The following is a 26,403-nucleotide window of genomic DNA, read 5'->3' on the forward strand; positions in this document are numbered from 1 at the left end:
ACTATGGATTATTTAAATACAAAAGGCCGTATTTTTGATATCCAGAGGTATTCTATCCATGATGGCCCGGGAATCCGAACAATCGTCTTTTTGAAAGGCTGTGTGCTCCGATGCAGATGGTGCTGTAATCCAGAGTCGCAGGAATATAAGATCCAGACTATGAAGGTTCTCGGTGAAGATAAGGTGATCGGCAGAGATACTACTGTGGAGGAGATGCTTCAGGTGGTAGAGCAGGACCGGCCGTACTATCGCCGGTCCGGAGGCGGACTGACCCTTTCCGGAGGAGAAAGTCTCTGCCAGCCGGAGTTTGCAAGAGATCTTCTTCGGGCCGCCAAAGAACATGGAATCAACACAGCTATGGAAAGCATGGCATGTGTACCGTTTGAGACGATTGAAGAGATTCTTCCGTATCTGGATCTGTATCTTATGGATATCAAGCACACCAATCCGGCGAAACATAAAGAATTCACAGGCCGTTCCAATGAACTGATGCTGGAAAATGCCCGCAGGGTAGCTCTTTCCGGCAAGTGCAGACTGATCATCCGCGTTCCGGTGATCCCGACATTTAATGCAACCGTGGAGGAGATTCAGGGAATCGCATCCTTTGCAGATACACTGCCGGGCGTGGAACAGCTCCATCTGCTTCCGTATCACCGTCTTGGTCAGGATAAGTACACCGGTCTTGGCAGAGAATACAAAATGGACGGAATTCTTCCGCCGACAGCAGAAGAAATGAATACCCTCAAGAGGGCGGCAGAGGCAGTCAGCACACTGAAAGTGCAGATTGGCGGCTGAAAACAACAAAACCAACAAAAGCAACATTTGAAAAGCGACAAAAGCAACAAAAACAACATGAAACAATGATAATTCCTTGACAATTAAGGGATTAAGGAGTACAATCTCCTTAGAAATAAAACAAAATCCAAGCTGTGCTCTAACGGTTATCCTAATCGCTGTTTCAGCACAGCAAAAAACATTGCTTTAGGAGGAAAATAAGCATGGTAAACGAATTTGAAATCAAAAAACAGATCTGTGACATCGGAAGACGTATCTACGCTCGCAACATGGTTGCTGCAAACGACGGAAACATTTCCGTAAAACTGAATGACAACGAATTCCTCTGCACACCTACTGGTGTATCCAAAGGATTCATGACACCTGAATTTATCTGTAAAGTAGATGCTCAGGGTAACGTAATTCAGGCTAATCCGGGATTCAAACCATCTTCTGAGATCAAAATGCACATGAGAGTATATCAGAAGAGACCAGACGTAGGATCTGTAGTACATGCTCATCCTATTTATGCAACATCCTTTGCCATCGCTGGTATCCCGCTTACACAGCCGATCATGCCAGAAGCAGTTATCGCTCTTGGCTGCGTTCCGATCGCTGAGTACGGTACACCTTCCACAATGGAAATTCCGGACAACCTTGAGAAATATCTGCCATACTTCGACGCAGTTCTTCTTGAGAACCACGGAGCTCTTACATGGAGCACAGACCTGAACGCCGCATACATGAAGATGGAATCCGTAGAATTCTACGCACAGCTTCTGTATCAGAGCAAACTTCTTGGTGGACCGAAGGAATTCGACAAAGAAAACATCAAGAAACTGTATGAGATCCGTCGTAAATTTGGTATGCCAGGAAAACATCCTGCAAACCTCTGCCAGAACAAAGACGGCGTAAACTGCCATAACTGCGGCGGCTGCAGCGAAGATTACAAACAGTTCCCAGGATATCAGTATGATTTCGTTGGATCTGAATGTTCCAAAGAAGCAGCTCCGGCAGCAGCTAATTCAGATGCAGAACTGGTTGCAAACATCACAAAACAGGTTATGGCTCAGCTGGGACTGAAATAATCAGATCCATAAATAAGTGGTAGATATTAAAGGAGGACAATCTCATGCCAATCAGTGAGAGCATGGTACAGGATATTGTACAGGAAGTAATGGCAAAAATGCAGATTGCAGATGCTCCGACCGGAAAACATGGTATCTTCAAAGATATGAATGATGCAATTGAGGCTGCTAAGAAGTCTGAACTGATCGTTAAGAAGATGTCCATGGATCAGAGAGAAAAAATCATCACCTGCATCCGTAAGAAAATCAAAGAAAATGCAGAAGTTATGGCTCGCATGGGTGTTGATGAGACAGGAATGGGTAACGTAGGAGACAAGATCCTGAAACATCATCTGGTAGCAGATAAGACACCTGGAACAGAAGACATTACAACTACTGCATGGTCAGGAGACAGAGGACTTACTCTGATCGAGATGGGACCATTTGGTGTAATCGGTGCGATCACACCATGTACCAACCCGAGTGAAACAATCCTCTGCAATACAATGGGTATGCTGGCAGGCGGAAATACAGTAGTATTCAACCCGCATCCAGCAGCAATCAAGACCTCTATCTTTGCAATCAATCTGGTAAACGAAGCTTCTCTTGAATCAGGCGGACCGGATAATATTGCAGTAACAGTAGAGAAACCTACCCTTGAAACAAGTAATATCATGATGAAACATAAAGATATCCCGCTTATCGCAGCAACAGGCGGTCCTGGCGTTGTTACAGCAGTTCTTTCCTCCGGCAAGAGAGGAATCGGAGCTGGTGCAGGAAACCCACCGGCAGTTGTTGATGAAACAGCTGATATCCGTAAAGCAGCTCAGGACATCGTAAATGGATGTACATTTGATAACAACCTTCCATGTATCGCAGAGAAGGAAGTTGTTGCTGTATCTTCTGTAGTGGATGAACTGATGCATTACATGCTGACAGAGAACGACTGTTATCTGGCTTCCAAAGAAGAACAGGATAAATTAACAGAGGTTGTTCTGGCAGGCGGTAAACTGAACCGTAAATGTGTAGGTCGTGATGCAAAGACACTTCTTTCCATGATCGGAGTAAATGCACCGGCAAATACCCGCTGCATCATCTTTGAGGGACCGAAGGAACATCCGCTTATCACAACAGAGCTTATGATGCCAATCCTTGGAATCGTAAGAGCAAAAGATTTTGATGATGCTGTAGAACAGGCAGTATGGCTTGAACATGGCAACCGTCACTCAGCACACATCCATTCCAAGAATGTTGACAACATTACCAAATATGCGAAAGCAATTGATACTGCAATCCTTGTTAAGAACGGCCCGTCCTATTCAGCACTTGGATTCGGTGGAGAAGGATTCTGTACATTCACAATCGCAAGCCGTACAGGTGAAGGTCTTACAAGTGCAAGCACCTTTACCAAGAGAAGACGCTGCGTAATGACCGACAGCCTTTGCATTCGCTAATCAGGAGGAAATTTAAAAATGGATATGAACAATGTAAATATCGAAGAAATCGTTAAACAGGTACTTTCCGGAATGACCGGAAACGCACCGGCTCAGACAGCTGCATCTGCAGCACCGGCTGCACCGACAGCTGGTCCGGTAATCCCGAAAACAGCTCACGTTGCTATGCTGACAGCCCTGGAACATTATGAGATCAAAGAATTCCCGATGCCGGAAGTCGGAGATGACGATATCCTTGTTAAAGTAGAAGGATGCGGTATCTGCGGTACTGACGCACACGAATTCAAGAGAGACCCATTCGGTCTGATCCCTGTAGCTCTTGGCCATGAGGGAACTGGTGAAATCGTAAAAATGGGTAAGAACGTTAAAGTTGATACAGCTGGAAAACCAGTTAAAGTCGGCGATAAAGTTGTTACATGTATGATCTTCAAGGATGATCCGGAAATCACAATGTTCGACCTTAACAAGAAAAACGTTGGCGGAGCAGATGTATACGGACTTCTTCCGGATGATGATGTACATCTTAACGGATGGTTCTCTGATTACATCCTGATCAGAGGAGGATCTTTCGGATCTACATTCTTCAACGTAAGTGATCTGGATCTGGATTCCCGTATCCTGATCGAGCCATGTGCAGTACTTATCCATGCAGTAGAAAGAGCAAAAACAACAGGAATCCTTAAATTCAACTCAAGAGTTGTTGTTCAGGGATGTGGACCGATTGGTCTTATCTGTATCGCTATCCTTCGTACTATGGGTATCGAAAACATCTGTGCAGTAGACGGAAATGCAAAACGTCTTGATTTCGCTAAGAAGATGGGTGCTGAAGTATCCGTTGACTTTACACAGTACAAAGGTGTTGAAGCTCTTGCAGAAGCTGTGAAAGAAGCTCAGGGCGGACATCTTGCAGATTTTGCATTCCAGTGTACAGGAAACCCGCACGCTCATTCAAACATCTACAAATTCATCCGCAACGGCGGTGGACTTTGCGAGCTTGGTTTCTTCATCAATGGTGGAGATGCAACAATCAACCCGCACTTCGATCTGTGTTCCAAAGAAATCAACCTGGTTGGTTCCTGGGTATACACACTGAGAGATTATGCAACAACATTTGATTTCCTCAAGAGAGCAAAAGCAATCGGACTTCCGATGTCTGATCTTATCACAGACAGATTCCCGCTTGAGCAGATCAATGAGGCACATCAGACAAACCTTGCAATGACAGGTCTTAAGATCGCGATCATTAATAAATAATCCGGAAATAAAGGAGAAGCAAAATGGCAGAAGCTGTAGGAATTTTGGAAGTATTTGGGCTGGCAACAGCCTTTGTGGCGGCAGATGCAGGATGCAAGGCAGCCAATGTCCGCCTGGAGGTGTTCGACAAGAACAAACCTGCAAATGCTGACAGCCTGCCAGTACCGCTTCTGGTATGCATCAAATTCCGCGGAAGCGTGGAAGACGTGACCGCAGCTGTGGAAGCAGGAATGGCAGAAGCAAACCGGAGAACTGGTGTAGTGCAGCACTACGTAATACCGAGTCCGACAGAGGATACGGTCAAGATGCTCAAAATCAGCGCCCTGGATAAAAGCTGACAGCTGATATCCCTGGCATAAATATTAGATTAATTTTTACAGACAATGATTCAGGAGGAAGAAACAATGGCACAGGAAGCTTTAGGAATGGTAGAGACCAGAGGACTGACAGCAGCAATCGAAGCAGCAGATGCAATGACAAAAGCAGCAGAAGTTGCACTTGTAGGAACAGAGAAGATCGGATCCGGACTGGTAACAGTTATGGTACGTGGAGATGTAGGAGCTGTTAAAGCAGCAGTAGAGAGCGGAAGCGCAGCAGCATCCAGACTTGGTGAGCTGGTAGCTACACATGTAATTCCGAGACCACACACAGATGTAGAAAAAATTCTTCCAAAGATCTGATCCTGACGAACTATATTCAGATCAGTCAAAAGGGGTTCGCTCATGAGTAAAGCATATGGTTTTATTGAAATCACTGGTGTCGTTGCTGCAATCAATGCACTCGATATCATGTGTAAAACTGCAGACGTTGAGCTGGCGTCATGGGAACGTAAGCTGGGCGGACGACTTGTAACTCTTATCATACAGGGCGATGTATCGGCAGTAAACGAAGCAGTCGAAGCTGCCGTTGCAGGCGCGATTAAGAAACCGGCAAGTTATGCAGTAATCGCACGGCCGCATGAGGAAATTGTTAAACTCGTTGAGCTGAGTGCGAGCCGATGGAAGAAAAAGAAAGACTGCGAAGACGAGACAGAATAAAAAGACAAGTATTTTTTATGATCCATTATGGACAAGGAGGATATAATCATGACACAGGAAGCTTTAGGAATGGTAGAAACCAGAGGACTTACAGCAGCAATCGAAGCAGCAGACCAGATGTGCAAAGCAGCTAACGTTGCACTTGTAGGAACAGAGAAAATCGGATCCGGACTGGTAACAGTTATGGTACGTGGAGATGTAGGAGCTGTTAAATCTGCAGTAGAGAGCGGAAGTGCAGCAGCATCCAGACTTGGTGAGCTGGTAGCTACACACGTAATCCCGAGACCACACACAGACGTAGAAAAAATCCTTCCGGTATTGAAATAATTCCTGACGGAAGAAAGCAGGTGTATCCTTGGAATCAAAAAATATTGAACTGATCACAAAGATGGTCATTGACGCCATCAATCAGTCAGAAGACAAAGGCAATGGCTTTATGGTTCCGATCGGAGTTTCCGCAAGACACGTTCACCTGACACAGGAACATGTAGAGACATTATTCGGACCTGGATATCAGCTCACCAAGAAGAAAGATCTGATGGGCGGACAGTTTGCGTCAAACGAAACTGTTACAATCATCGGTCTGAAGCTTCGTGCGATTGAGAATGTTCGTGTACTCGGACCTGTCCGCAGTGCAACACAGGTTGAGGTATCTGCAACAGATGCCATCAAACTTGGAATGAATGTTCCAGTTCGTATGTCCGGTGATATTGCAGGAAGTGCGCCGATCGCAATCGTTGGACCTAAGGGTGCCATCTATCTCAAAGAGGGATGTATCGTGGCTATGCGTCACATCCACATGTCTCCGAGCGATGCAAGGGCAGCCGGTGTCAAGAACGGCGATATCGTTTCTGTCAAAGCAGATAATGAGCGCGGAACTATCTTTAATCAGGTTGCGATCCGTGTGGATGACAGTTTCACACTGGAGATGCATATTGATACAGATGAAGCGAATGCAGCAAAGATTGCCACAGGCAATACAGTTACCATCATAAAGTAAAGAAATTTCTCCTGAATCAGCCGGTGGCGTAAGTCACCGGCATTAGGGGATTATATAATAATGCGGAGGCACACACATGATAGTAGGAAAAGTAGTTGGAAGCGTGGTTTCCACGCGGAAAAGTGACAAGTTAATAGGACAGAAATTCATGATCGTGGAGCCGGTGCATCATATGAAAGCTGACTTATCCCAGATTGTTGCGATCGATATTATCGGCGCGGGAATCGGGGAATATGTGTTGGTGGCACAAGGAAGCGCAGCAAGAATCGGCTGCGGTGAAGAAACAGCACCAATCGATGCCGCGATAGTCGGAATCATCGATGATGGTGCAGGATTGGAGTAACGCCATGGAAATCAAAGATTTACAGAAAATTATACAGGACAGTGGCGTCGTAGGTGCAGGTGGAGCCGGATTCCCGACATACGCCAAGCTTACAGACAAGGCGGACACAATTCTTATGAACTGTGCAGAATGTGAACCATTGCTGAAACTTCACAGACAGTTACTTGAGAAACATGCATATGAGATCATGAAAACTTTCCATATGGTTATGGAAACCGTTGGAGCTTCACAGGCGATCATCGGAATCAAGAAATCCTATGTTCAGACGATCAAGGCACTGCAGCAGCACATTGAAGAATTTCCTGGCCTGAAGATCCATCTTCTTGATGAAGTGTATCCGATGGGCGATGAAGTTGTGCTGATCTATGAAGCTACCGGACGTGTTTGCAGACCTGGTGGACTGCCGATTGAGCAGGGCGTCATTGTATTCAACGTAGAGACTATCTACAACGTATATCAGGCTGTGACATCACAGAATCCTGTAACAGAAAAATACGTATCAGTAGTTGCAGAAGTCGGTCATCCTGTAACAGTTAAGGTTCCTCTGGGCTGTACACTGGATGAAGTCGTTGCACAGGCTGGTGAGATCACCACAAAGGATCCGGTCTATTTTGTAGGCGGACCGATGATGGGACGTATTGGTAACGGTTCAGATCCGGTTACCAAAACAACAAATGCAGTTCTTGTTCTTCCGCGCGATCACCAGATCGTTATGAAAAAACAGAGAACTTCAGCAATCGATTTAAAACGTGCAGCATCCATTTGCTGCCAGTGTAATACCTGTACGGACCTTTGCCCAAGACATAATCTTGGACATCCGATCGATCCGGCACGCTTTATGAGAGCAGCTTCTGCCGGAGATTTCAGAGACTTAAATCCATACATCGATTCCGCATTCTGCAGTTCCTGCGGTGTATGCGAAATGTATGCCTGCCCGCAGAGTCTTGCACCAAGATCACTTCTTGCAGACATGAAGGGCGGACTTCGTAAAGCAGGTATCAGACCTCCGCAGGGAGTTCAGCCGGTACCGGTTAAACCTTCAAGAGAATATCGTAAGGTTCCGGAAGAACGTCTGATGGCCCGCCTCGGACTGACGAAATACGATAAGGATGCACCGATGGATGAGAACGTAGTTCCGGTATCCAAGGTTAAGATCCTTCTGAGCCAGCATATCGGAGCACCGGCACAGGCAATTGTGAAGACAGGCGACACAGTAACCAAGGGACAGATGATCGCGCAGCATGCTGACGGATTAAGCGTAAGCATTCATGCAAGTATCTCAGGAAGAGTAACTGAAGTAACAGATCGCCATATCATAATCGCAGCAAAGTAGAAAGGACGTGCAGAACATGAGTAAAGCAATCGGAATGATTGAATTTAAAACGACTGCCACAGGTATCACAGCAGCAGATGCCATGGTAAAGACCTCTGATGTAGAGATCGTCGAGGCACAGACCGTATGTCCGGGAAAATATATTGCAATTATCACAGGCGATTTAAGTGCAGTTAAAGCTGCAGTTGATGCAGCTGTAACCACATATGAGGACAAATGCATTGACAGCTTTGTACTTGGTAACCCGCACGAATCCCTTTTCCCGGCAATGTATGGAACAACACAGGTAGAAGGAATCAGTGCTCTGGGTATTCTGGAGACTTATGATGCAGCTTCCATTATCGAAGCAGCAGACCAGGCTGCCAAAACAGCAATCGTAGATGTGATCGAACTGCGTATTGCAAAAGGTATGTGTGGAAAATCCTACATGCTTCTTACAGGAGAAGTTTCAGCAGTAGAAGCTTCCATCGAGAAAGCAAAACAATTCGTGGCAGAAAAAGGTATGTATCTGGATTCATCTGTCATTGCACATCCGGATAAACGAATGATGGATTCTCTTTTATAAAATGTTCTTAGAAGGGGGCAAAGCAGATGCTGGCATTAGAAAGACGGAACTTAATTCTGGAGAAACTTCAGGCAGAAAAAAAAGTTGTAGTTAGTGAACTGAGTCAATTATATGAGGTTTCGGAAGAAACGATCCGCCGAGATCTTGACAAGCTCGAAAAAGAAGGACTTGCGATCAAGAGTTATGGCGGAGCAGTCATAAATGAGGATGTAAGTATTGATTTGCCCTTTAATATCCGCAAGAACCAGAATGTAAGCGGGAAACAAAAAATGGCCGAGATCGCGGCTTCTCTGGTACAGGAGGGAGACCATATTTTTCTTGATGCAAGTACCACAGCTGTATTTGTGGCAAAGGCACTCAAAGAAAGAGAGCGTCTCACTGTAATCACAAATTCCATGGAAATTCTTCTTGAATTATCAGATGTATCCGGTTGGAATATCATTTCAACCGGAGGTGTCATGAAAGAAGGATACCTTGCCTTTTTGGGAGCCAGAACAGAAGAAGCAATCCGTTCTTATTTTGTGGACAAGGTTATTTTTTCCTGTAAGGCACTTGATCATGAATGGGGAATTATGGAATCCAAAGAATCCTTTGGAACAACCAAAAAATCCATGATTGCGTCAGGGCGCGAGAAAATTCTGGTTGTAGACAGTACAAAATTTGATCAGACCGCATTTTCTGTAGCAGGGAAACTGCGGGATGTAGATGTGGTTGTAACCGACAGGAAACCATCTGACAAATGGATGGGATATTTTGAGGAGGCAAATGTCAAATGCCTTTATCCTGACATGCAGCCATAGAAAAGGAGCAGCAATATGAAGACCTTTGAAATGAAAACAGCCATTCATTTTGGGGATAATGCACTGGAACGTCTTGAGAGCATTCCATACCAGAGAGTTCTTATCATTACAGACCCGTTTGTAGTGCAGAGCAAAATGATTGATCTGATTACCAGACCACTGGAAAAAGCTGGTAAGGAATATGATATTTTCCATAATGTTGTACCGGACGCACCGGTAGATAAGATTGCAGATGGAGTTAAGAAATTTCTGAGCTATCAGCCGGAAGCAATCGTCGCAGTTGGCGGCGGTTCTGCAATTGACTCTTCAAAGGCAATCCGTGAGTTTGCACTGAAGATCAACCATTATGGAGATGTTGGTCTGATTGCAATTCCGACCACAAGCGGAACCGGATCAGAAGTAACTTCCTTTGCAGTTGTAAACGATACGGAAGCGAGAGTAAAATATCCACTGGTTTCTGACAGCCTGACAGCGGATGAAGCTATTCTGGACGCAGAGCTTGTTAAGAGTGTGCCTCCGACTATCACAGCAGACACAGGAATGGATGTGTTCACACATGCACTTGAGTCTTATGTAAGTACAGGACACAATGAATTCTCAGCAGCACTGGCAGAAAAAGCAATGGAAATCTGCGGAGTATTCCTCCTCAGAGCATATCTGGATGGAAGTGATATGCATGCAAGACAGAAGATGCACGTGGCCTCCTGTCTTGCAGGACTTTCCTTTAATACAGCAGGACTTGGTATTACACACAGTATGGCTCATCAGCTTGGTGCAATGTTCCATATTCCGCATGGAAGAGCAAACGCGATGCTCCTTCCGCATATCGTGGAATTCAATGCGAACATTAACAAGAGAAGCAGAAGCCAGAAAGAATATCTTCCGTCTGTAGAGAGATATGCAGCAGTTGCACATATTCTGGGACTGAGCAATTACAATCAGGTAATGAGCGTACGTTCTCTCGTAAACTGGATTCAGTTTATGCAGAAGGAAATGAATATTCCAATGACGATCCAGGAGCTTGGTACCATCACTCCGGATGCATATTTTGCAGCAGTGGATAAGATGGCTGATGCGGCACTTGCGGATGCCTGCACACCGTCCAACCCAAGAACACCGACCAAAGAGGATATCATTAAGATTTATACCAAACTTTGGTCATTCTAACAAAATGACACAGGAGATGCCGAGATGAGCATTTATACAGCAAATGGTGACAAGGGAACTACGAATCTTGTCCACACAAAAAATGTCTCCAAGTCAGATGACCGTATTCAACTGGTAGGAACGATAGATGAACTGAGCAGCCATCTGGGACTTATAAAGACCATGATGAGCGAAGCAGATGATATTCGTTTTATCGAAAACATCCAGAGAACGCTGAATGCGGTGTGTTCAGGCGTGGCGGATCCTTTTAACAGAGAATTCAGGACAGAGGATGACCGGACCGGACAGCTTGAAGAAGAAATCAGCCGTCTGGAAGGGTTGTTCCATTGTCCTAAAGAAGAAAATATTCTTCCAGGCAGCAGTCGTCTGTCAGCAGAACTAGATATTGCAAGGGCAGTTGCAAGGAGAGCAGAACGTGATCTTGCAGCTGTCAGTGTGAAATTTGGGGCAGACAATGGTGCAAAGAAATATATGAACCGTCTGAGTGATTATCTGTATGTTATGGCCAGATATATGGAAACCACAGAGCAGCCGGTGCAAAAGAAGGAAGAGATCACACCTTTTGGTGGAAAAGAGGCAGAACCAGTGGTAGCAGTACAGACTCCGATGACAGATGAAGCAGTGATTCAGGAAGTTCTCAAAAGAATGGGAATCCAGGGACGTATTACTCTGGATGCTGCAAAACGCCTGATAGACAAGATTGAGCAGGAAGCGAAACGCCGTGGCAAGAATGCGGTGATCGCAGTCTGTGGTCCGGATGGAAATCCGGTCGCTGTCCATGTCATGGATGGAGCTTTTCTTGTAAGCTTTGATGTGGCTACCAAGAAAGCCTACACTGCGGTCGCAGTCAAGATGTCTACAAAGGAACTGGCAGTCCTGGCACAGCCGGGCGGAACCTTTTTCGGTGTGGATAAGATGGACAATGGCAAGATTGTTATCTTTGGCGGCGGTGTACCTCTCAAAGTCGGTGATACGATCATCGGCGGTCTGGGAATCAGCGGAGGAACCGGTGAAGAAGATCACAGTCTGGCAGAGTATGGTCTGTCCATTCTGAATGAAGTATTATAAATAAAAAAGAATCTGTTTTCTGAGCTGCAGGAAACAGATTCTTTTTTTATGCCCGTTTATATTTGCCGGGGGTCATTCCCTTGTATTTCTTAAAGGTACGGATAAAGTAACTGAGATCATTAAATCCGTTCCGATATGCAATCTCCGTAATGGAATCATCCGTAGTCGAAAGCTGGTAACAGGCCTGCTCAATTCTCTGATGGTTCAGATAATCCATTGGAGTCTGATGTGTCATTTCCGAGAAGAAACGGCAGAAATATTTCGGCGACATGGACACCGAAGAAGAAAGCTGCTGAAGCGTGAGCGGTGATGCATAATTATGCTCGATAAAGTCGAGTACCTGTTTGAGCTGCAGGATGCGCTTGTAATCACGCCGTGTTCTGGTAACGCTTTCCAGGTAGTAATGCTTACCAAAAACAATACCGAAAAAGTGGTAAAATTGTCCAATGACTGTCATCTCATATCCGGTAGGATGCATCCAGAGAGCATCGAAAATACTGTTCACGATGTCACAGATTTCAGCGTATTTCGGGGTAAAATGATGATAGATGAGAATTTCCTGATGAATAATTTTCTGCATATAAGTGGAACAGACGGAATTGTATTTCAGAAAAGTGTTTCCGTCAAAAACAATACATTGATATACACAATCCTCAGGAATTCCGCTGTGCAGGATGCCGCTGTGTATAAAAATGATATCTCCGGCTGTAGCTGTGAAGCTTTTTTCGTCTAAAGTGACAGAGAGAGAACCTTTCAGGATGCGTATGATCTCATATTCGACATGCCAGTGATAGGACATGACATAGCGGGGATGGCTGGGTTCTATATGATGGAATTCAAACGGAAATTCATAGGTTCCCCTCAGGCGGTCTTCGTTACGGTCCAGATCGTGCAAAAAAATCTCCTCCTTATGTGTTTTTTTCAAAAAAATCATATCCACAGTCAAAAAAGTGAATATTGTACTACTTTTTGCCATTATAACACAAGTAATTATCCCTTGGCAATTGTATACTATGAAATATAGAAAACGAGGGAGGTTTTTGTGGACTGTTCACAGTGAACATCAGAAACTCCCGACAGACAATTACTTAATTTATATGGAGGTAATTTATCATGGCAAAGAGCAGATTAGTAGGCAGCTATCCGGTTATCGGTATCAGACCAACAATTGATGGACGTAGAGGAGCCCTGGACGTAAGAGGATCTCTTGAAGAGCAGACAATGAACATGGCTAAGTCCGCTGCAAAGCTTTTTGAAGAAAATTTGAAATATTCCAACGGTGAGCCGGTTAAAGTTGTTATCGCTGATACAACAATCGGACGTGTAGGTGAGAGTGCAGCATGTGCTGATAAATTCCGTAAAGAAGGCGTTGATATCACAGTTACAGTTACACCTTGCTGGTGCTATGGTGCAGAAACAATGGATATGGACCCGCAGACAATCAAAGCTGTATGGGGATTCAACGGAACAGAGAGACCTGGAGCAGTTTATCTTGCATCCGTTCTTGCTACACATGCACAGAAGGGACTTCCGGCATTCGGTATCTACGGACATGATGTTCAGGAAGCTGATGACACATCTATTCCGGAAGACGTTAAAGAAAAATTACTGAGATTCGGACGCGCAGCAGTTGCAGCAGCATCCATGAGAGGTAAATCCTACCTTCAGATCGGTTCTGTTACAATGGGTATCGGCGGATCTATCATCGATTCCGACTTTATCGAATCCTATCTTGGAATGCGTGTTGAATCCGTTGATGAGGTAGAAATCATCCGTCGTATGACAGAGGGTATCTATGATCACGAAGAATTTGAGAAAGCTCTCAAATGGGCAAAAGAAACCTGCAAGATCGGCTGGGACAAGAACCCGGAAGAACTTCAGTTCTCCCCAGAGAAGAAAGAAGAGCAGTTTGAATTCGTAGTTAAGATGGCAGTTATCATCAAAGAACTGATGAACGGTTGTGATAATCTTGATCCTGCATTCTCCGAAGAAGCAATCGGACACAACGCTCTGGCAGCTGGTTTCCAGGGACAGAGACAGTGGACAGACTTCTATCCAAACGGTGACTTCGCAGAAGCTATGCTGAACACATCCTTCGACTGGAACGGAGCTCGTGAGCCGTACATCCTCGCTACAGAGAATGACGTTCTCAACGGTCTTGGAATGATGTTCATGAAACTTCTTACAAACAGAGCTCAGATCTTCGCTGACGTTCGTACATACTGGAGCCCGGAGGCTGTTAAGAAAGCTACAGGATATGACCTTGAGGGTGTTGCTAAAGAAGCTGGCGGATTCCTTCACCTGATCAACTCCGGTGCTGCATGCCTCGATGCTAACGGCGAAGCAAAAGACGAAAACGGCAATGCTGTTATGAAACAGTGGTGGGATATTACAGAAGAAGACCAGAAAGCAATCATGGATAACACAGAATGGTGTATGGCCGACAACGGATACTTCCGTGGAGGCGGATACTCCAGCCGTTATGAAACACGTGCTCAGATGCCTGCAACTATGATCCGTCTGAACCTTGTCAAAGGACTTGGACCGGTTCTGCAGATCGCTGAAGGATGGACAGTAGCTCTTCCGGCAGAAGTATCTGACAAACTCTGGAAACGTACAGATTACACATGGCCATGCACATGGTTCGCTCCAAGATGCGATGGCAAAGAGGGACCGTTCAAGACAGCTTATGATGTAATGAACAACTGGGGAGCTAACCACGGTGCTATCTCCTACGGACATATCGGAGCTGACCTGATCACAATGTGCTCTATGCTTCGTATCCCGGTATCCATGCACAACGTTCCGGAAAAAGATATCTATCGTCCGGCAGCATGGAATGCATTTGGTATGGACAAAGAAGGTGCAGACTTCCGTGCATGCAAGAACTACGGACCTCTGTACAAATAATAATTAACTAAGGAATCAATTAATTGCCATGATTCAGGCATCCCTGGAGAAATCTCCGGGGATGCCATTTTTAACTTTATGGGAAATTACTCCGCTTTGTTCCTTTATAATATCGGTAAAAATGTCGAAAAAAATATGTTTTTTGGAATAAAAAAGGATTATCATTGAGGGATTACTATGGTATGATAGAAGAAGAAACTTTTTGGGATCAACATCGTACAGGAGAAGATAAAATGAAAAAGATAATAACGAGTCTTCTGACCATCATGCTGGGACTTCTGATGAGTGTGAATGTTATGGCAGATGTGCAGGAGGGGAAACAAAGTCCTGATTATAAAACAGATTATTACATGATCGTAGAATCTAAGGCAGGAGGAATTGATATCTATTCTCTGCCGGATCTGAATTCTGCGAAATTAAATGACAGCCAGATTCCGAATGGAACGGCTTTACATATTGAGGGAGAGACCGAAGATAAGGCAAACAACCGAACCTGGGGTTATACAGAATACCATGGTATGTACGGTTATGTTCCGCTAGATGACTGCAGACCGGCACAGTCCCGCAAGGAGGCAATCGATTCAGAACTGTACATTGCAGGCAGAGACAATGTAGATTATAATGCAGACTACAATGTCAGGGCTTACGCAGAGGATGGCACCCAGAAGCTTTATCAGGGACCAGGAACCAAGTACGGTGAAGTTCCGGGAGTACGTGAGATCCAGAATGGAGAGACTCTTCATATTACGGAGGATGCAGATCTGGTTGACGGCAGCCATTGGGGCGTTACAACGATTGATGGCACAGAGGGCTGGGTGGATCTGGAGAAGACCGAAGAATGGGCGAAGGAACACGGTACTTATGAGAACCCACAGACCTCAGAGGCAGTGGACATGACACCAATGCCAATGCAGGAAGGCGATGCGGTATCAGCAGGGAAGTCAGCCTCACCGACTGTCACAGAAGCACCGGAAGCTTCAGCCACACCAACCGCAACAACAGTGACTCCAACGGAAGCACCGAAGGCAACAGAGACCCCTGCACCGACAGAGACTCCGGCGGCAACAGAAACACCGGTACCGACAGAGACTCCTGCACCGACAGAAATCCCGGTGGCAACGGAAACCCTGGAAGTAACGGAAACTCCGAAACCGGCAGCAGACGAACAGGACAATAAAGAGAATGTTCAGACCGCAGGACAGAGTGTAGCAGCAAAGAAGGATGCAGGAAGCTTTAAGCCTCTTATCTGGATTCTGGCAATTGCAATACTTGCAGCAGTCGGAGTTATCATTTACCATTATAAGAAACGTTAAGAATGAAGATCCAATTTCCAGCCATAAATGGAAATTGGATTTTCTACTTATCCGGAGGAGTTAAAATCGGATTTTTCTGCTTTGTTGCTTTTGTTCATTAAAACGGGAAAATTTGTAAATATGCTACATTGCTGAATGAAAATCAGCACATCCGGATGATGTGGAAGTCGGACTTGCAGATGCATTAAATCAATATACTCATTCCGATCATTATGCTACTATTTACCGGATACGCTGTAAGGACGGCACATACAAATACATCGAAGATCGGGGACAGAAAGTAATAAAGAAAGACGGAACCATCGAACATTGGAATCTCATGCTGGATAAAAATGACTTCATGCACAAATCAATTGCATTGGAAAGTGAAAAGAAAGCAAATAAAAGCAAGTCTGATTTTCTCTCCAGGATGTCTCATGATATGAGAACCCCGCTGAATGGCATTATTGGATTGCTGAAGATTGCGGAGAAGTATTTTGATGACAGGGAATCGGATTAACCTTTATCATCAAGATTCCTTTTAAACTTGCTTCCGTACCAGATACAGTAAAGAAAACAGCAGCACAGATGGATATTAGTGGATTAAACTTATTGCTGGTGGAGGATAATGAACTGAACGCAGAAATTGCGAAAACGCTGTTGTCTGATGAAGGTGCAAATCTGACAGTTGCAGAAGATGGACTGCAGGCGGTCAGAATGTTTCAGGAGAAACCGGAAGGTTATCTTGACGCAATTCTGATGGATATCATGATGCCTGTAATGGATGGGCTTACTGCGATAAAAACAATCCGGTCACTGAAACATCCAGATGCTGAGACAATCCCAATCATTGCCATGACAGCAAATGCATTCAGAGAAGATAAAGAAAAGTGTCTGGCAGCGGGAATGAATGCTCACCTTGCAAAGCCTGTAAAAATCGAAAATGTAAAGAAAATTTTATGCGAGTATTCGGTATAGCGGTTAAGATTTCTCGAATCCGTACACCCATTTTCCCCGTAAGAACAGATACAGAAAGATCACGGAGCTGATACCCCAGGTCAATGGATATGCCCAGAAAATCACTCGTATATCCGGGATAATACGAACTGCCACAGTAATGTAGCTTACGCGGAACAGACACCAGTCACAGAGCATAACGATCATCGGAACGGATGCGTTACCTGATCCACGAAGTACTGCTGCGATACAATGAGAAAACGCCAGCAGACAATAAAATAACGCAATTGTTTTGGACTGCATGACTCCATAATGTACAACATCAGGATCTCTGTTAAACGCTGTGATCAGTACCGGTGCTGCCGTATATATGATAATACCGATCAACTCTGCAATAGCAATCGAACAGAGTACTCCAAACCTTGCTCCCTTTTTCGCCCGGTCATACTGTTTTGCACCCAGATTCTGACTGACAAAGGTTGTCAGAGCCATCGTAAAACAGGTCACCGGCAAAAAGGCGAACCCCTCTATCTTAGAGTAGGAACCACATCCTGCCATTGCCATTTTTCCAAATGCATTTATATTTGACTGCACAAAAACATTCGCGATCGCGATCACTGAATTCTGAAAGCCAGATGGTACACCATTCTGGATGATCTGCTTCAGCATAGAACTGTCAAAACGAATCTCTCGCAGTTCCAGACGGTATTCTTCTTCCACACGCAGCAGATGAACCATACAGAGCAGTGCACTGACAAACTGTGAAATTGCGGTTGCAAGTGCTGCTGATCCGACTCCCATGCCAAGACCTGCGATAAAGAAAATATCCAGAACGACATTGACACAGGAAGAAATAATCAGATATATCAGTGGATGGCGTCCATCACCGACCGACTGCAGAACTCCAACAAAGATATTGTACATGACAACACCCATAGACCCTGCAAAATATGTACGGAAATATACAATAGATTCCGGGAGCACGTCCGCAGGAGTTCCCATCAATACCAGGATCTTTGGTGCCAGAAACATTCCCAAAATTGTCAGCACAGCACCGGCCACAAGTCCAAATGCAACCGTTGTATGGATTGCCTTTTGCAGGCAGTCTCTTTTTTTGGCTCCATAATATCGTGCAATAACAACACCTGCACCCATGGCAATACCGTTAATAAAACCTACCATCAGAAAAATCAGATTTCCAGATGAACTGACTGCCGCCAGTGCATTACTTCCAAGAAAATTTCCTACGATCAGGGAATCAGCAGTATTATACAATTGCTGGAACAGATTTCCCAGAAACAATGGAATTGCAAAAAAAATGATCTTTTGGGAGATACTTCCCTCTGTCATTCTCAAACTCTTTTTCATAGCTAAAATTACTCTTCCCTTTCCTGTGTTCTTTGAATCAATAGAGATGAAGGACTGCTCTTCGTGACAGTTTCCTCTCTACCTTATTATTTGTACCATACCATGCATATGTTGCTGATGTCAATGTAAAGACTGCTTGTAGAGCGGGAATTCCCATGCACATCTGTGGTACAGGCAGAAAGTGAAGCTATCAGCGAAAATGTAAAGTGGGCGATTCGCAAAGCTTTCCAGAAAGGAATCGGAAATACAAAACGCAGAACTTTTGGCTATCATTGGGTGGAGGGAACGATGACTGTGATCCAGAAAGAAAGTGATGAACACGGGGGAGCTACCACAGTACTTTGTGAAGGACACCCATGAGGCAATCATCGACATGGATACTTTTGAACGGGCGCAGGAGCAATTTGCCCGAAACAGGGAAATGGGACGGTTTCCTTATAATCACACAGGTAAGAAATATCCATTTACGATGAAGGTGATCTGTGGCCGCTGTAAAAGGCATTACACCAGACAGCTTTGGAATACCAGTGAGATCAGCAAAAAGCGTCCGATTTGGGTCTGTACAGGAAAGAAAGCTGAAAAGTACAGACGGTGTGATTCGAAGAATATCTCAGAAGCGAAACTCATGGAAGCCAGTGCGGCGGTGCTTGGCATCCCGGAATTTGATGAGAATATCTTCTCTGATAAAGTGGAAGCCATCACGGTGCAGGGGACGGACGAACTGCTTTTCTGCCTGAAGGATGGCACAGAGGTTACTCGGCACTGGATTCGGTCCCGCCCTCTGAATTGATGTACCAAAGGTGATGAGGAATGGATTTTGACCAAGTTGCTGTGAACGGAATGAACAGTAATGATTTCATCAAAATATTATTGACGTGTGTAGAACTTCATGATATTTTGTTTTTTGATAAAAATGAAAATTATTTCAAGGCAAACCTGTTGAAAAGCAGGAACGCAAAGCCAGAAGGGACTAAAGTCAGAAAACCTGACCATGTCAGCCGGTTGCCGCTGTTTCCATATGTAGAAAAGATGCGAGATCGGATGAGATTGTGAAAAATACATATGGATGTGTGATATGAAAGAGAAGCAGAAGGGACACTGGCGGGACTTTGGGCAGGTGTCCTTTTTGTGTGCCAGAACGGAGTGAGGATTTTTATAAAATGGGAAATTATGAAGACAAAATATATTCTTTAAATGATACTGTACCGGGACAGACACAGACCGTGTCGCAGGCAGTACAGAGGACACTGGAAAATAATGGTGGGGTAGGCATAATGACAGGATACTATGACCAAAACCTGTCTATTTTGTCTGTAAGTAATCTGCTGTTACGCAGTACGGGATATACATTCGATACTTTCATGGAACAGACAAAAGGCTCATTGAGAAACTTCTTTTATGACGAGGAAGATATACTGGAGCGAGACCGTTTTTTGCAGCTTCACGGAACAGGGGAAGCACAGATCCTTGCAGCAGACGGTACAGTGAATAATGTACGGCTTTGTAAAGAGGATGCGACAGATGAGGCGGGCAGACAGATCTGGGTTATGTCCGTACAGGTCAACTGGGATCATGTAAATTTGACACTGCTCAATGAGGCTATCTATTCCGGCTTCTGGTATTTTGACTGTGACGAAAACAGTGAGATTGTGAATGCAAACTGGAGTCATGAATTCCGAAAAATGCTTGGCTATCATGACACTCTGGACTTTCCGAATAAACTGGAATCCTGGTCAGATCTTCTGCATCCACAGGATAAAGAAAGAGTAATGGTGCAGCTTCAGGCGGCAATTAAGGATAAGACGAACCAGATAAAATACCAGGTAGAGTATCGTATGAGAATGAAGGATAATCAATACCAGTGGTTTCGGGCATCGGCAGAAGTAATACGCCGTCTGGATGGTTCTGCCAGCAGGATTGCCGGGATTTTTATTAACATTGATGGGGAGAAAAAAGAAATCATGCAGGCACAAAAATCTGCTGCTTTCCACCGGGCTTTTACGAAAGCAGATTTGTGCGAGTATTATGTGAATCTGGAAGCGAATACTTTTGATACCTTTAAGGTTGAACCGTCCCTGATGACCGTCTTTGAACAGAGTTATACGTGGGATGAATTGATTCGGCATTTTGTGGATTCCTATGTTGTGGAGACAGATAAGAAGGCGGTATCCTCTTTTTACGACCGTGGTTATATTGCAGAAAGGCTGAAGGGTCTGGAAACCGAATTGGCTTTAGAGTGCCGAATCACTCTGAATGGAGAAGAACGATGGGTCCGTAATGTGATCATACGTGGCAAGATAGAGGATTCGGAATATGCCATGATCTTTCTGCGGGATATTACGGAGGCGAAAGTAGAGAGTGCACGGCATCTGCAGGTTGTAGCAGACAATGCCTCCATGGAGCTGCTGATCCAGAGTATCGTACGTCTGGTCGACCGTTTTGTTGTCTGTGATCTGGAAAATGACAGGTATGAATTCTATAACCTGAATGGACAGATGATATATAAACCTCTGGGATTTTATCATGATTTTCAGATGCAGGTTCTTGAAAAATATAAGACACTGGAACCACTGGAAGCTATGGATATCCTGATTACACCGGGAAATATCCGGAAAAAACTGAAAAGTGAAAATGATATTTATAAGTTTGAGTACTGTAGTCTGGATGAAAAGACTTATAAAATCGCTTCTTATATTCCCCTGGAATGGGAGAATGGAAAGCTGGTAAAGGTATTGCTGGCATCCATGGATGTGACACAGGAGAAGAAAGCAGAGATTGAATCCCGTAAGGCACTGAAAGAGGCTTACCGGTCCGCAGAAAATGCAAATCGTGCGAAGACAGAATTCCTTTCCAATATGTCCCATGATATCCGGACACCGATGAATGCCATTGTCGGTCTGACGGCAATCGCAGGAGCAAATATTGAGAGTCAGGACAGAGTCATTGAATGTCTCAGCAAAATCACAGAATCAAGCCGTCATCTGCTGGGGCTGATTAATGAAGTGCTGGATATGGCACGTATTGAGAGTGGTAAAATGACGCTGGCACAGGAGGATTTCAATCTGTCAGAGCTGGTAGATAATCTTATTACACTTACGAAACCGGTGCTTGATGAACATAAACATAATTTTGATATACACATCAATCACATTGAGCATGAGGATGTCTGTGGTGACAGCCTGAGAATCCAGCAGGTATTTGTGAATCTTATGAGTAATGCGATCAAGTATACACCGGATGGTGGAAATATTACTTTTTCGATAGAGGAAAAACCCAATGGATTCTCAGAACTTGGATGCTATGAATTTACGATTGAGGATAATGGAATCGGTATGTCACCGGAATTCCAGAAAATCATGTTTGATCCTTTCAGCCGTGCAGATGACCACCGGACAACCGGAGTTCAGGGAACCGGTCTTGGAATGGCAATCAGCAGAAATATTGTGAACCTGATGAATGGTAATATTAAAGTGGACAGTACCTTACATAAGGGAACCAGAATTACGGTAACAATTTATCTGGAGCTTCAGGAAAAAGAAAAAGAACAGGACAAAAATCTGATGAATCTGCCGGTTCTGGTAGTGGATGATGATAAGACATGCTGTGAAAGTACAGTTGCCACACTGAAGGAAATCGGTATTATGGGTGAATGGGTTCTCTCTGGCAGGGAAGCGGTTGAGCGCTGTTATGCACGGCATGAGTTGAAAGATGATTACTTTGCTGTTATTTTAGACTGGAAGATGCCGGATATGGATGGTATAGAGACTGCCAGACAGATCCGGAAACGGATAGGAAAAGAGATCACCATCATTGTATTGACATCCTATGAATTCACTGAAATTGAAGAAGAAGCAAAGGCTGCAGGTGTAGATGCTTTTATTGCAAAACCGCTGTTCCGTTCCCGGCTGACGGCAACACTACGGCAGTTTACTTCAGGCAGAAAAGAAAAAACAGCAAGAAATTATCTGGAGGAGCTGTCAGAAGCAGACTATACAGGAAAAAAGATTCTGCTGGTCGAGGATAATGAGTTAAACAGAGAAATTGCTGTTGAAATTTTGGAGATGACAGGGGCAGAAGTGGAAACAGCAGAAAATGGAAAGATTGCAGTTGAAAAGGTGGAAGTGTCTCAGGAAGGCTTGTATGATCTTATTTTTATGGATATACAAATGCCTGTCATGAATGGTTATGAGGCAACGGCGGCAATCAGGAGCCTTCCGGGTGAACAGGGAAAACTGCCGATTGTTGCCATGACTGCCAATGCTTTTGCAGAGGATGTACAGCTGGCCAAAAATACAGGCATGAATGGACATATTGCAAAACCGCTGGATATGAATAAGCTGAATGATGTTCTGGAAAGCTGGCTGTAGTTCATTTCCAGGTGTGTATGGGAAAGAAAAGAGGCAGACATACGGTCTGCCTCTTAATTAATTAATTAATTTCCATCATAATCTCTACTGCATGAATAGCATGTTTGATCATGGACAATACATTGCGGCGATTGTCATTATCAGCGAGTGAATTCCAGACATCATGGAAAAATTCCTCGAAGATGCAATTCAGAGCGATCTTATTTGGAATGCAGATATTGTATTCCGGAGTGAATCTTTTTAAACGCAGATAGCATATGGAATCTGACAAAAAAAGTGTGGGATGTGCGATATGCTGATGATCGGACAGGAGGCCCTCCGGCAGAACACGGATATCCAGATGCTCAAGCTGGGTCGCCATGTACTCCAGATTCTTAAGGCAGCGCAGACGCTGAGATAAATTTAAGCACATTCTGACTCCAAAGAAATCAAGTTCTCCGGTAACGGTAAAATCTTTTAGCACGGAAGCATAAATGAGCAGATGAATCGGGGTGGTCTCCAGAATGCGATGGACAAGATGATTTGATTTTTTCATGTCCTGCCCCCGGAGTTCATTGTTGTTCTGGCAGTATGCATCAAGAAGTTCTATGTACAGATCTTTTGGAAGAAAATGTTCTGTCAGGTGTCCGACAAGGCAATATTGGTTCTGGGAGATCAGGGTCTGTTCATACTCGAAACGGTGAATCATTTCAGGAATGGTTGTTTTGCGGAGTAGCAGAGTTTCTTTATTACAGAGAAGCCGAATCTTGTAATAGAGTTCATTTGTAAGTTCGCTGTCTTCAATCGTGGAAACTCCGAGACAGTGACTGCTGTCCACCAGCATTCCGGAAATAGCGTAGGTATCCTTTATTGCAAAAATCAGCTTTCGCTGTGCCTGTGAACCGCAATAAAGATTAAAATCAATGTTTGACAGATGGGTGAGTACATTCATCAAAAAACAGGCTGTGTAAGTGGCACTGGAGGCTGCTGACTCCAGATCGATCAAAAGTGAAAAATGTACTCCCGGAAAAATCAGATCTCTTCCGACATGTCCACTGTTAAGCTCGGCAATCAGAAACTGATAATTGGGATCGATATTTAAAATATCAACGATCGCATACACATTCAGGGAATTTACTTTTCGAAGAGATGGATGCTTCATTTTAAAAATAAACTGATCCAGGGTAAGCTCCGGATAATAAGAAATCTTGGGTGCAATCTCTGCACCGGTCGTAGTCTGTAATTCTTTCACATAGACATATTCCGATTCGAGATTGTCATAGATCGCTGTCTTTAAGTCCTGAATGTCCTGCAGCTGATATTCCTGGAGCAGCTGTGTTGTGCCGTCCTCAGTAAGAGAGTCTACGACATAATTGCTGATAGCCTGAAGCGTAGCTTCATGATTCTTTTCAGTGGGAAGTAGCTTGCCACTGATCCATTTACTGATGTAAGAGTCGTCATACTGAACAGCCTTTGCCAGGACGCTGTTTTTTAAGTCTGCGACAGACATAAGGTGTTCTAATAAAATACTGAAACGATTTTTGGTCTTCATACTTATCTGTGATGCAGCAGAAAAATACTCCGCAGCATCTTCCTCCTTCTCCATATAATTCGCAATACTGAAATTAATGGTATGATAGTAGTTTAGAACAGAAGAGGGCATATTGCAACAAAATAACTGCAATTTATGAGTGAAACATGAAAAAAATGATTCAAGTGATTCAAGATGATTCCGGCTCCGAGAAATTGTTATTTCAAAAACCCTATGTTAAAATAAAGCTCGAACTTTGTGGAAAAGAGAGAGAAAAGAGAAGAAAAAGGAGATAAAAGATGAATTTTGCAGAACAGAATTTAACAGGTAAAGCAAGTATTGACAAACCGTGGCTTAATTTCTACCCGGAAGAATTCAGAAATCTTGATATACCGAGAATTACTATGGAATCATTTTTAAAAATGAAAAATCCGGATGAAAACAGAGCAGCATTTGAATATTATGGAAACAAGATCACGTGGAAACAGTTTTGGGCAGAGGTTGATATTGCCGCAAGAGCACTGAAAGCCCTTGGCTTTGAGGTGGGAGACAGAATCCCGTCCTTTTTACCGTCCACACCGGCATATTATATCCTGCTTTTTGCAGCAGAGAGAGTTGGTGTGACGGTTATCTGCCGTGACGATGAGCCAGAAGAACTTTGCTTCGCGATTCGTAAGAGCAGAACAGACACTGCATTTGCAATGGATTACGTATCAAAGGAAGATGAGGAGTTATTCCGCACGACAACTCCGATGACACGAATGATCAAGGTATCACCTTTTGAGTATGCAGACAAGAGTCAGATGAAGGACTATGTTCTGAAAGAGATTGAATCCCGTTATCCGGCTGAGACAGAGACTGTAGAAGGAGATATGAGCTGGCAGGAGTTTATGGAACTGGGAAGAAACTTTGAAGGAGAATATCTGGCACCGACAGATCCTGAGAGAGCCGTATTTGGAGCATATACAAGTGGTTCCACAGGAATTTCCAAGCTTGTGATCCATTCTTCCGCAAATGTGGTGGCAACTGCATTCCAGATGTCGATCTTTATTCCACCATCAGAGGTTCAGGAGGTTTGGTGGACACCGATTCTTCCTCCGGCACTGATCGCGGTAACTGTTTCCATGACAATCTTCCCGCTTTCCACAGGACTGCTGGTAGAACTGGATCCTTTCTGCCCGCTGGAGGATATTGACATTGAATTTATGAATCGTAAGCCAAACTTCTGGGCGTTGATTCCGAAATATTGTGATCTGTTAATGAACAGTAAGAGAATTCCGGAGGATTATGATATGTCTCACCTGAGAACCATCGGTGCAGGTGCTGAGGCTATGAATGACCGCAAGTATGCAGAGGTAGAGGAATTCTTCCATAAACACAACATAAAGGCAAAATTAAGTGCTGGATATGGACAGAGTGAGGGATGTTCCAACTTCACGCTGCCAAACCCGATGTTCCCGCTGGAGGATGGATGTGTAGGTATGCCAATGCCGGCTACCGTACTTGGAGTATTTGATAAGGATCTGAATGAGCTGAACTACGGAGAAGCGGGGGAACTCTGCATGACAGGTCCGTCTATGATGCTTCACTATTCTGGATGGAGAGGCGAAGAAATGACAGAGAAGACTCTGATTGAACATCCGGATGGAAATACCTGGTTACATACAGGTGATGAGGCATATATCACGGAGCAGGGAATTATCCATATTCTCGGACGCGGCGCTATAAGAGCTTATGGTGACAAACCACTTCGTGTGATGCGAATGGAGACAAAGGCAGTAAGAACTCCTGGAGTACAGGATGGTTTCTTCTGTGTTGTGCCGGATATGGAACATGAAGGATATTTCCGTCCGTATCTGTTTGTCATTCTCGATGGAAGCAGGACACTGGAGGAAGTGGCAGAACTTCTGAAGGATACACTGGATGAGCATGAATATCCGGTAGAAATCAGAGTAATTACGGAAAGACCTTATTTCCACTTCAAAACAAACAGAAAAGAACTGACAGCTCAGATTCTGGAAGAACTGCAGCAGGCAGAATAAGAGGAAATAAGAAAAACAAAGGTTATACTTGTTCAAACGAGCAATATAATATGCTTAGACCAAGACAGAGCAGGAGACGGCTGATTACCGCCTCC

26 protein-coding genes, 1 pseudogene and 1 riboswitch are annotated in these 26,403 nt (G+C 44.3%); of the genes and pseudogenes, 24 read left to right on the plus strand and 3 right to left on the minus strand.

Annotated features, from left to right (window positions below; genetic code table 11):
* Positions 1-3 precede the first annotated feature (3 nt).
* The 15 genes from LIR34_RS07835 (at position 4) to LIR34_RS07905 (ending at position 11,862) form a co-directional block, all read left to right on the plus strand.
* Entirely contained in the window at positions 4-795 is a 792-nt protein-coding gene (locus LIR34_RS07835; RefSeq protein ID WP_173902452.1) for a glycyl-radical enzyme activating protein, read from the plus strand.
* Positions 796-998: 203 nt separating this feature from the next.
* Positions 999-1,862: a class II aldolase/adducin family protein gene (locus LIR34_RS07840; RefSeq protein ID WP_161286016.1), complete on the plus strand. Its 864-nt coding sequence runs from the start codon at positions 999-1,001 to the stop codon at positions 1,860-1,862.
* A 44-nt stretch (positions 1,863-1,906) separates the two neighbouring features.
* Positions 1,907-3,295 (plus strand): aldehyde dehydrogenase family protein, encoded by a 1,389-nt coding sequence (locus LIR34_RS07845; protein WP_173902453.1) that lies wholly within the window; start codon positions 1,907-1,909, stop codon positions 3,293-3,295.
* Between the two features lie 18 nt (positions 3,296-3,313).
* Complete coding sequence (locus tag LIR34_RS07850) at positions 3,314-4,549, plus strand: zinc-dependent alcohol dehydrogenase (protein ID WP_161286014.1); 1,236 nt, start codon at positions 3,314-3,316, stop codon at positions 4,547-4,549.
* A gap of 23 nt (positions 4,550-4,572) precedes the next feature.
* Positions 4,573-4,887 (plus strand): BMC domain-containing protein, encoded by a 315-nt coding sequence (locus LIR34_RS07855; RefSeq protein ID WP_161286013.1) that lies wholly within the window; start codon positions 4,573-4,575, stop codon positions 4,885-4,887.
* A gap of 66 nt (positions 4,888-4,953) precedes the next feature.
* Positions 4,954-5,229 (plus strand): propanediol utilization microcompartment protein PduA, encoded by a 276-nt coding sequence (gene pduA / locus LIR34_RS07860; protein ID WP_022215767.1) that lies wholly within the window; start codon positions 4,954-4,956, stop codon positions 5,227-5,229.
* A gap of 42 nt (positions 5,230-5,271) precedes the next feature.
* Positions 5,272-5,586 carry a BMC domain-containing protein gene (locus tag LIR34_RS07865; protein WP_173902454.1) on the plus strand — a complete coding sequence of 105 codons (315 nt, stop codon included), beginning with the start codon at positions 5,272-5,274 and terminating at the stop codon, positions 5,584-5,586.
* A 48-nt stretch (positions 5,587-5,634) separates the two neighbouring features.
* Positions 5,635-5,913 (plus strand): BMC domain-containing protein, encoded by a 279-nt coding sequence (locus LIR34_RS07870; protein WP_005427721.1) that lies wholly within the window; start codon positions 5,635-5,637, stop codon positions 5,911-5,913.
* A gap of 61 nt (positions 5,914-5,974) precedes the next feature.
* Positions 5,975-6,586, plus strand: coding sequence for a phosphate propanoyltransferase (locus LIR34_RS07875; protein ID WP_373091472.1), 612 nt, complete (start codon positions 5,975-5,977; stop codon positions 6,584-6,586).
* A 76-nt stretch (positions 6,587-6,662) separates the two neighbouring features.
* Positions 6,663-6,929 carry a EutN/CcmL family microcompartment protein gene (locus LIR34_RS07880; RefSeq protein ID WP_022215771.1) on the plus strand — a complete coding sequence of 89 codons (267 nt, stop codon included), beginning with the start codon at positions 6,663-6,665 and terminating at the stop codon, positions 6,927-6,929.
* Between the two features lie 4 nt (positions 6,930-6,933).
* Positions 6,934-8,262, plus strand: coding sequence for a 4Fe-4S dicluster domain-containing protein (locus LIR34_RS07885; RefSeq protein WP_161286010.1), 1,329 nt, complete (start codon positions 6,934-6,936; stop codon positions 8,260-8,262).
* Between the two features lie 16 nt (positions 8,263-8,278).
* The gene (locus LIR34_RS07890) at positions 8,279-8,827 is read left to right on the plus strand and encodes a BMC domain-containing protein (RefSeq protein WP_161286009.1); all 549 of its coding nucleotides are present in this window, start codon (positions 8,279-8,281) and stop codon (positions 8,825-8,827) included.
* A gap of 26 nt (positions 8,828-8,853) precedes the next feature.
* Positions 8,854-9,627 carry a DeoR/GlpR family DNA-binding transcription regulator gene (locus LIR34_RS07895; protein ID WP_161286008.1) on the plus strand — a complete coding sequence of 258 codons (774 nt, stop codon included), beginning with the start codon at positions 8,854-8,856 and terminating at the stop codon, positions 9,625-9,627.
* A 15-nt stretch (positions 9,628-9,642) separates the two neighbouring features.
* A complete protein-coding gene (locus LIR34_RS07900) occupies positions 9,643-10,794 on the plus strand; it encodes a 1-propanol dehydrogenase PduQ (RefSeq protein ID WP_161286007.1) in 1,152 nt (383 codons plus the stop codon).
* 24 nt (positions 10,795-10,818) lie between these two features.
* A complete protein-coding gene (locus LIR34_RS07905; RefSeq protein WP_173902455.1) occupies positions 10,819-11,862 on the plus strand; it encodes a cob(I)yrinic acid a,c-diamide adenosyltransferase in 1,044 nt (347 codons plus the stop codon).
* A 46-nt stretch (positions 11,863-11,908) separates the two neighbouring features.
* On the opposite strand, the gene LIR34_RS07910 is transcribed toward LIR34_RS07905, so the two are convergent.
* A complete protein-coding gene (locus LIR34_RS07910; protein WP_173902456.1) occupies positions 11,909-12,757 on the minus strand; it encodes an AraC family transcriptional regulator in 849 nt (282 codons plus the stop codon).
* Positions 12,758-12,975: 218 nt separating this feature from the next.
* Between LIR34_RS07910 and LIR34_RS07915 the strand changes: the two genes are divergently transcribed.
* The 5 genes and pseudogenes from LIR34_RS07915 to LIR34_RS07930 all read left to right on the plus strand — a co-directional run bounded on the left by LIR34_RS07915 (position 12,976) and on the right by LIR34_RS07930 (position 17,042).
* The gene (locus tag LIR34_RS07915; protein WP_161286004.1) at positions 12,976-14,772 is read left to right on the plus strand and encodes an L-fucose isomerase; all 1,797 of its coding nucleotides are present in this window, start codon (positions 12,976-12,978) and stop codon (positions 14,770-14,772) included.
* 233 nt (positions 14,773-15,005) lie between these two features.
* Positions 15,006-16,085: an SH3 domain-containing protein gene (locus LIR34_RS07920; RefSeq protein ID WP_173902457.1), complete on the plus strand. Its 1,080-nt coding sequence runs from the start codon at positions 15,006-15,008 to the stop codon at positions 16,083-16,085.
* 157 nt (positions 16,086-16,242) lie between these two features.
* Positions 16,243-16,386, plus strand: a pseudogene (locus tag LIR34_RS17750) (PAS domain-containing protein); the annotation flags it as partial.
* A 39-nt stretch (positions 16,387-16,425) separates the two neighbouring features.
* Positions 16,426-16,584 carry a histidine kinase dimerization/phospho-acceptor domain-containing protein gene (locus LIR34_RS17755; protein ID WP_279606855.1) on the plus strand — a complete coding sequence of 53 codons (159 nt, stop codon included), beginning with the start codon at positions 16,426-16,428 and terminating at the stop codon, positions 16,582-16,584.
* A 68-nt stretch (positions 16,585-16,652) separates the two neighbouring features.
* On the plus strand, positions 16,653-17,042 hold the full coding sequence (locus LIR34_RS07930) for a response regulator (RefSeq protein WP_173902458.1): 390 nt from the start codon (positions 16,653-16,655) through the stop codon (positions 17,040-17,042).
* Between the two features lie 3 nt (positions 17,043-17,045).
* Here the strand turns inward: LIR34_RS07930 and LIR34_RS07935 are convergent, their stop codons facing one another.
* Positions 17,046-18,389, minus strand: coding sequence for an MATE family efflux transporter (locus LIR34_RS07935; protein ID WP_173902459.1), 1,344 nt, complete (start codon positions 18,387-18,389; stop codon positions 17,046-17,048).
* A 165-nt stretch (positions 18,390-18,554) separates the two neighbouring features.
* Here LIR34_RS07935 and LIR34_RS07940 point away from each other — a divergent pair, with 165 nt between their 5' ends.
* From LIR34_RS07940 to LIR34_RS07950, 3 genes are all read left to right on the plus strand, one after another.
* The gene (locus LIR34_RS07940) at positions 18,555-18,749 is read left to right on the plus strand and encodes a hypothetical protein (protein ID WP_173902460.1); all 195 of its coding nucleotides are present in this window, start codon (positions 18,555-18,557) and stop codon (positions 18,747-18,749) included.
* Positions 18,733-19,179 carry a zinc ribbon domain-containing protein gene (locus LIR34_RS07945; RefSeq protein WP_173902461.1) on the plus strand — a complete coding sequence of 149 codons (447 nt, stop codon included), beginning with the start codon at positions 18,733-18,735 and terminating at the stop codon, positions 19,177-19,179. Before LIR34_RS07940 ends, LIR34_RS07945 begins: the two co-directional genes overlap by 17 nt.
* 129 nt (positions 19,180-19,308) lie before the next feature.
* A riboswitch (cyclic di-GMP riboswitch) is annotated at positions 19,309-19,399 on the plus strand.
* Positions 19,400-19,549: 150 nt separating this feature from the next.
* Positions 19,550-22,756 (plus strand): hybrid sensor histidine kinase/response regulator, encoded by a 3,207-nt coding sequence (locus tag LIR34_RS07950; RefSeq protein ID WP_173902462.1) that lies wholly within the window; start codon positions 19,550-19,552, stop codon positions 22,754-22,756.
* Between the two features lie 61 nt (positions 22,757-22,817).
* Here the strand turns inward: LIR34_RS07950 and LIR34_RS07955 are convergent, their stop codons facing one another.
* Positions 22,818-24,287: a hypothetical protein gene (locus LIR34_RS07955; RefSeq protein WP_173902463.1), complete on the minus strand. Its 1,470-nt coding sequence runs from the start codon at positions 24,285-24,287 to the stop codon at positions 22,818-22,820.
* Positions 24,288-24,565: 278 nt separating this feature from the next.
* On the opposite strand from LIR34_RS07955, the gene LIR34_RS07960 reads away from it, so the two are divergent.
* Positions 24,566-26,308, plus strand: coding sequence for an AMP-binding protein (locus tag LIR34_RS07960; protein WP_173902464.1), 1,743 nt, complete (start codon positions 24,566-24,568; stop codon positions 26,306-26,308).
* Positions 26,309-26,403: the final 95 nt, after the last annotated feature.

This window comes from Blautia sp. MSK17_66 (genome assembly GCF_020538025.1).
In the GTDB taxonomy this organism is placed as follows: domain Bacteria; phylum Bacillota; class Clostridia; order Lachnospirales; family Lachnospiraceae; genus Blautia_A.

Excerpts from the sequence above, each read along its gene's own strand:
- LIR34_RS07835 (WP_173902452.1), top strand. The coding sequence starts at position 4 with ATGGATTATTTAAATACAAAAGGCCGTATTTTTGATATCCAGAGGTAT.
- LIR34_RS07840 (WP_161286016.1), top strand. The coding sequence starts at position 999 with ATGGTAAACGAATTTGAAATCAAAAAACAGATCTGTGACATCGGAAGA.
- LIR34_RS07845 (WP_173902453.1), top strand. The coding sequence starts at position 1,907 with ATGCCAATCAGTGAGAGCATGGTACAGGATATTGTACAGGAAGTAATG.
- LIR34_RS07850 (WP_161286014.1), top strand. The coding sequence starts at position 3,314 with ATGGATATGAACAATGTAAATATCGAAGAAATCGTTAAACAGGTACTT.
- LIR34_RS07855 (WP_161286013.1), top strand. The coding sequence starts at position 4,573 with ATGGCAGAAGCTGTAGGAATTTTGGAAGTATTTGGGCTGGCAACAGCC.
- pduA (WP_022215767.1), top strand. The coding sequence starts at position 4,954 with ATGGCACAGGAAGCTTTAGGAATGGTAGAGACCAGAGGACTGACAGCA.
- LIR34_RS07865 (WP_173902454.1), top strand. The coding sequence starts at position 5,272 with ATGAGTAAAGCATATGGTTTTATTGAAATCACTGGTGTCGTTGCTGCA.
- LIR34_RS07870 (WP_005427721.1), top strand. The coding sequence starts at position 5,635 with ATGACACAGGAAGCTTTAGGAATGGTAGAAACCAGAGGACTTACAGCA.
- LIR34_RS07875 (WP_373091472.1), top strand. The coding sequence starts at position 5,975 with ATGGTCATTGACGCCATCAATCAGTCAGAAGACAAAGGCAATGGCTTT.
- LIR34_RS07880 (WP_022215771.1), top strand. The coding sequence starts at position 6,663 with ATGATAGTAGGAAAAGTAGTTGGAAGCGTGGTTTCCACGCGGAAAAGT.
- LIR34_RS07885 (WP_161286010.1), top strand. The coding sequence starts at position 6,934 with ATGGAAATCAAAGATTTACAGAAAATTATACAGGACAGTGGCGTCGTA.
- LIR34_RS07890 (WP_161286009.1), top strand. The coding sequence starts at position 8,279 with ATGAGTAAAGCAATCGGAATGATTGAATTTAAAACGACTGCCACAGGT.
- LIR34_RS07895 (WP_161286008.1), top strand. The coding sequence starts at position 8,854 with ATGCTGGCATTAGAAAGACGGAACTTAATTCTGGAGAAACTTCAGGCA.
- LIR34_RS07900 (WP_161286007.1), top strand. The coding sequence starts at position 9,643 with ATGAAGACCTTTGAAATGAAAACAGCCATTCATTTTGGGGATAATGCA.
- LIR34_RS07905 (WP_173902455.1), top strand. The coding sequence starts at position 10,819 with ATGAGCATTTATACAGCAAATGGTGACAAGGGAACTACGAATCTTGTC.
- LIR34_RS07915 (WP_161286004.1), top strand. The coding sequence starts at position 12,976 with ATGGCAAAGAGCAGATTAGTAGGCAGCTATCCGGTTATCGGTATCAGA.
- LIR34_RS07920 (WP_173902457.1), top strand. The coding sequence starts at position 15,006 with ATGAAAAAGATAATAACGAGTCTTCTGACCATCATGCTGGGACTTCTG.
- LIR34_RS17755 (WP_279606855.1), top strand. The coding sequence starts at position 16,426 with ATGCACAAATCAATTGCATTGGAAAGTGAAAAGAAAGCAAATAAAAGC.
- LIR34_RS07930 (WP_173902458.1), top strand. The coding sequence starts at position 16,653 with ATGGATATTAGTGGATTAAACTTATTGCTGGTGGAGGATAATGAACTG.
- LIR34_RS07935 (WP_173902459.1), bottom strand. The coding sequence starts at position 18,389 with ATGAAAAAGAGTTTGAGAATGACAGAGGGAAGTATCTCCCAAAAGATC.
- LIR34_RS07950 (WP_173902462.1), top strand. The coding sequence starts at position 19,550 with ATGGGAAATTATGAAGACAAAATATATTCTTTAAATGATACTGTACCG.
- LIR34_RS07955 (WP_173902463.1), bottom strand. The coding sequence starts at position 24,287 with ATGAAGACCAAAAATCGTTTCAGTATTTTATTAGAACACCTTATGTCT.
- LIR34_RS07960 (WP_173902464.1), top strand. The coding sequence starts at position 24,566 with ATGAATTTTGCAGAACAGAATTTAACAGGTAAAGCAAGTATTGACAAA.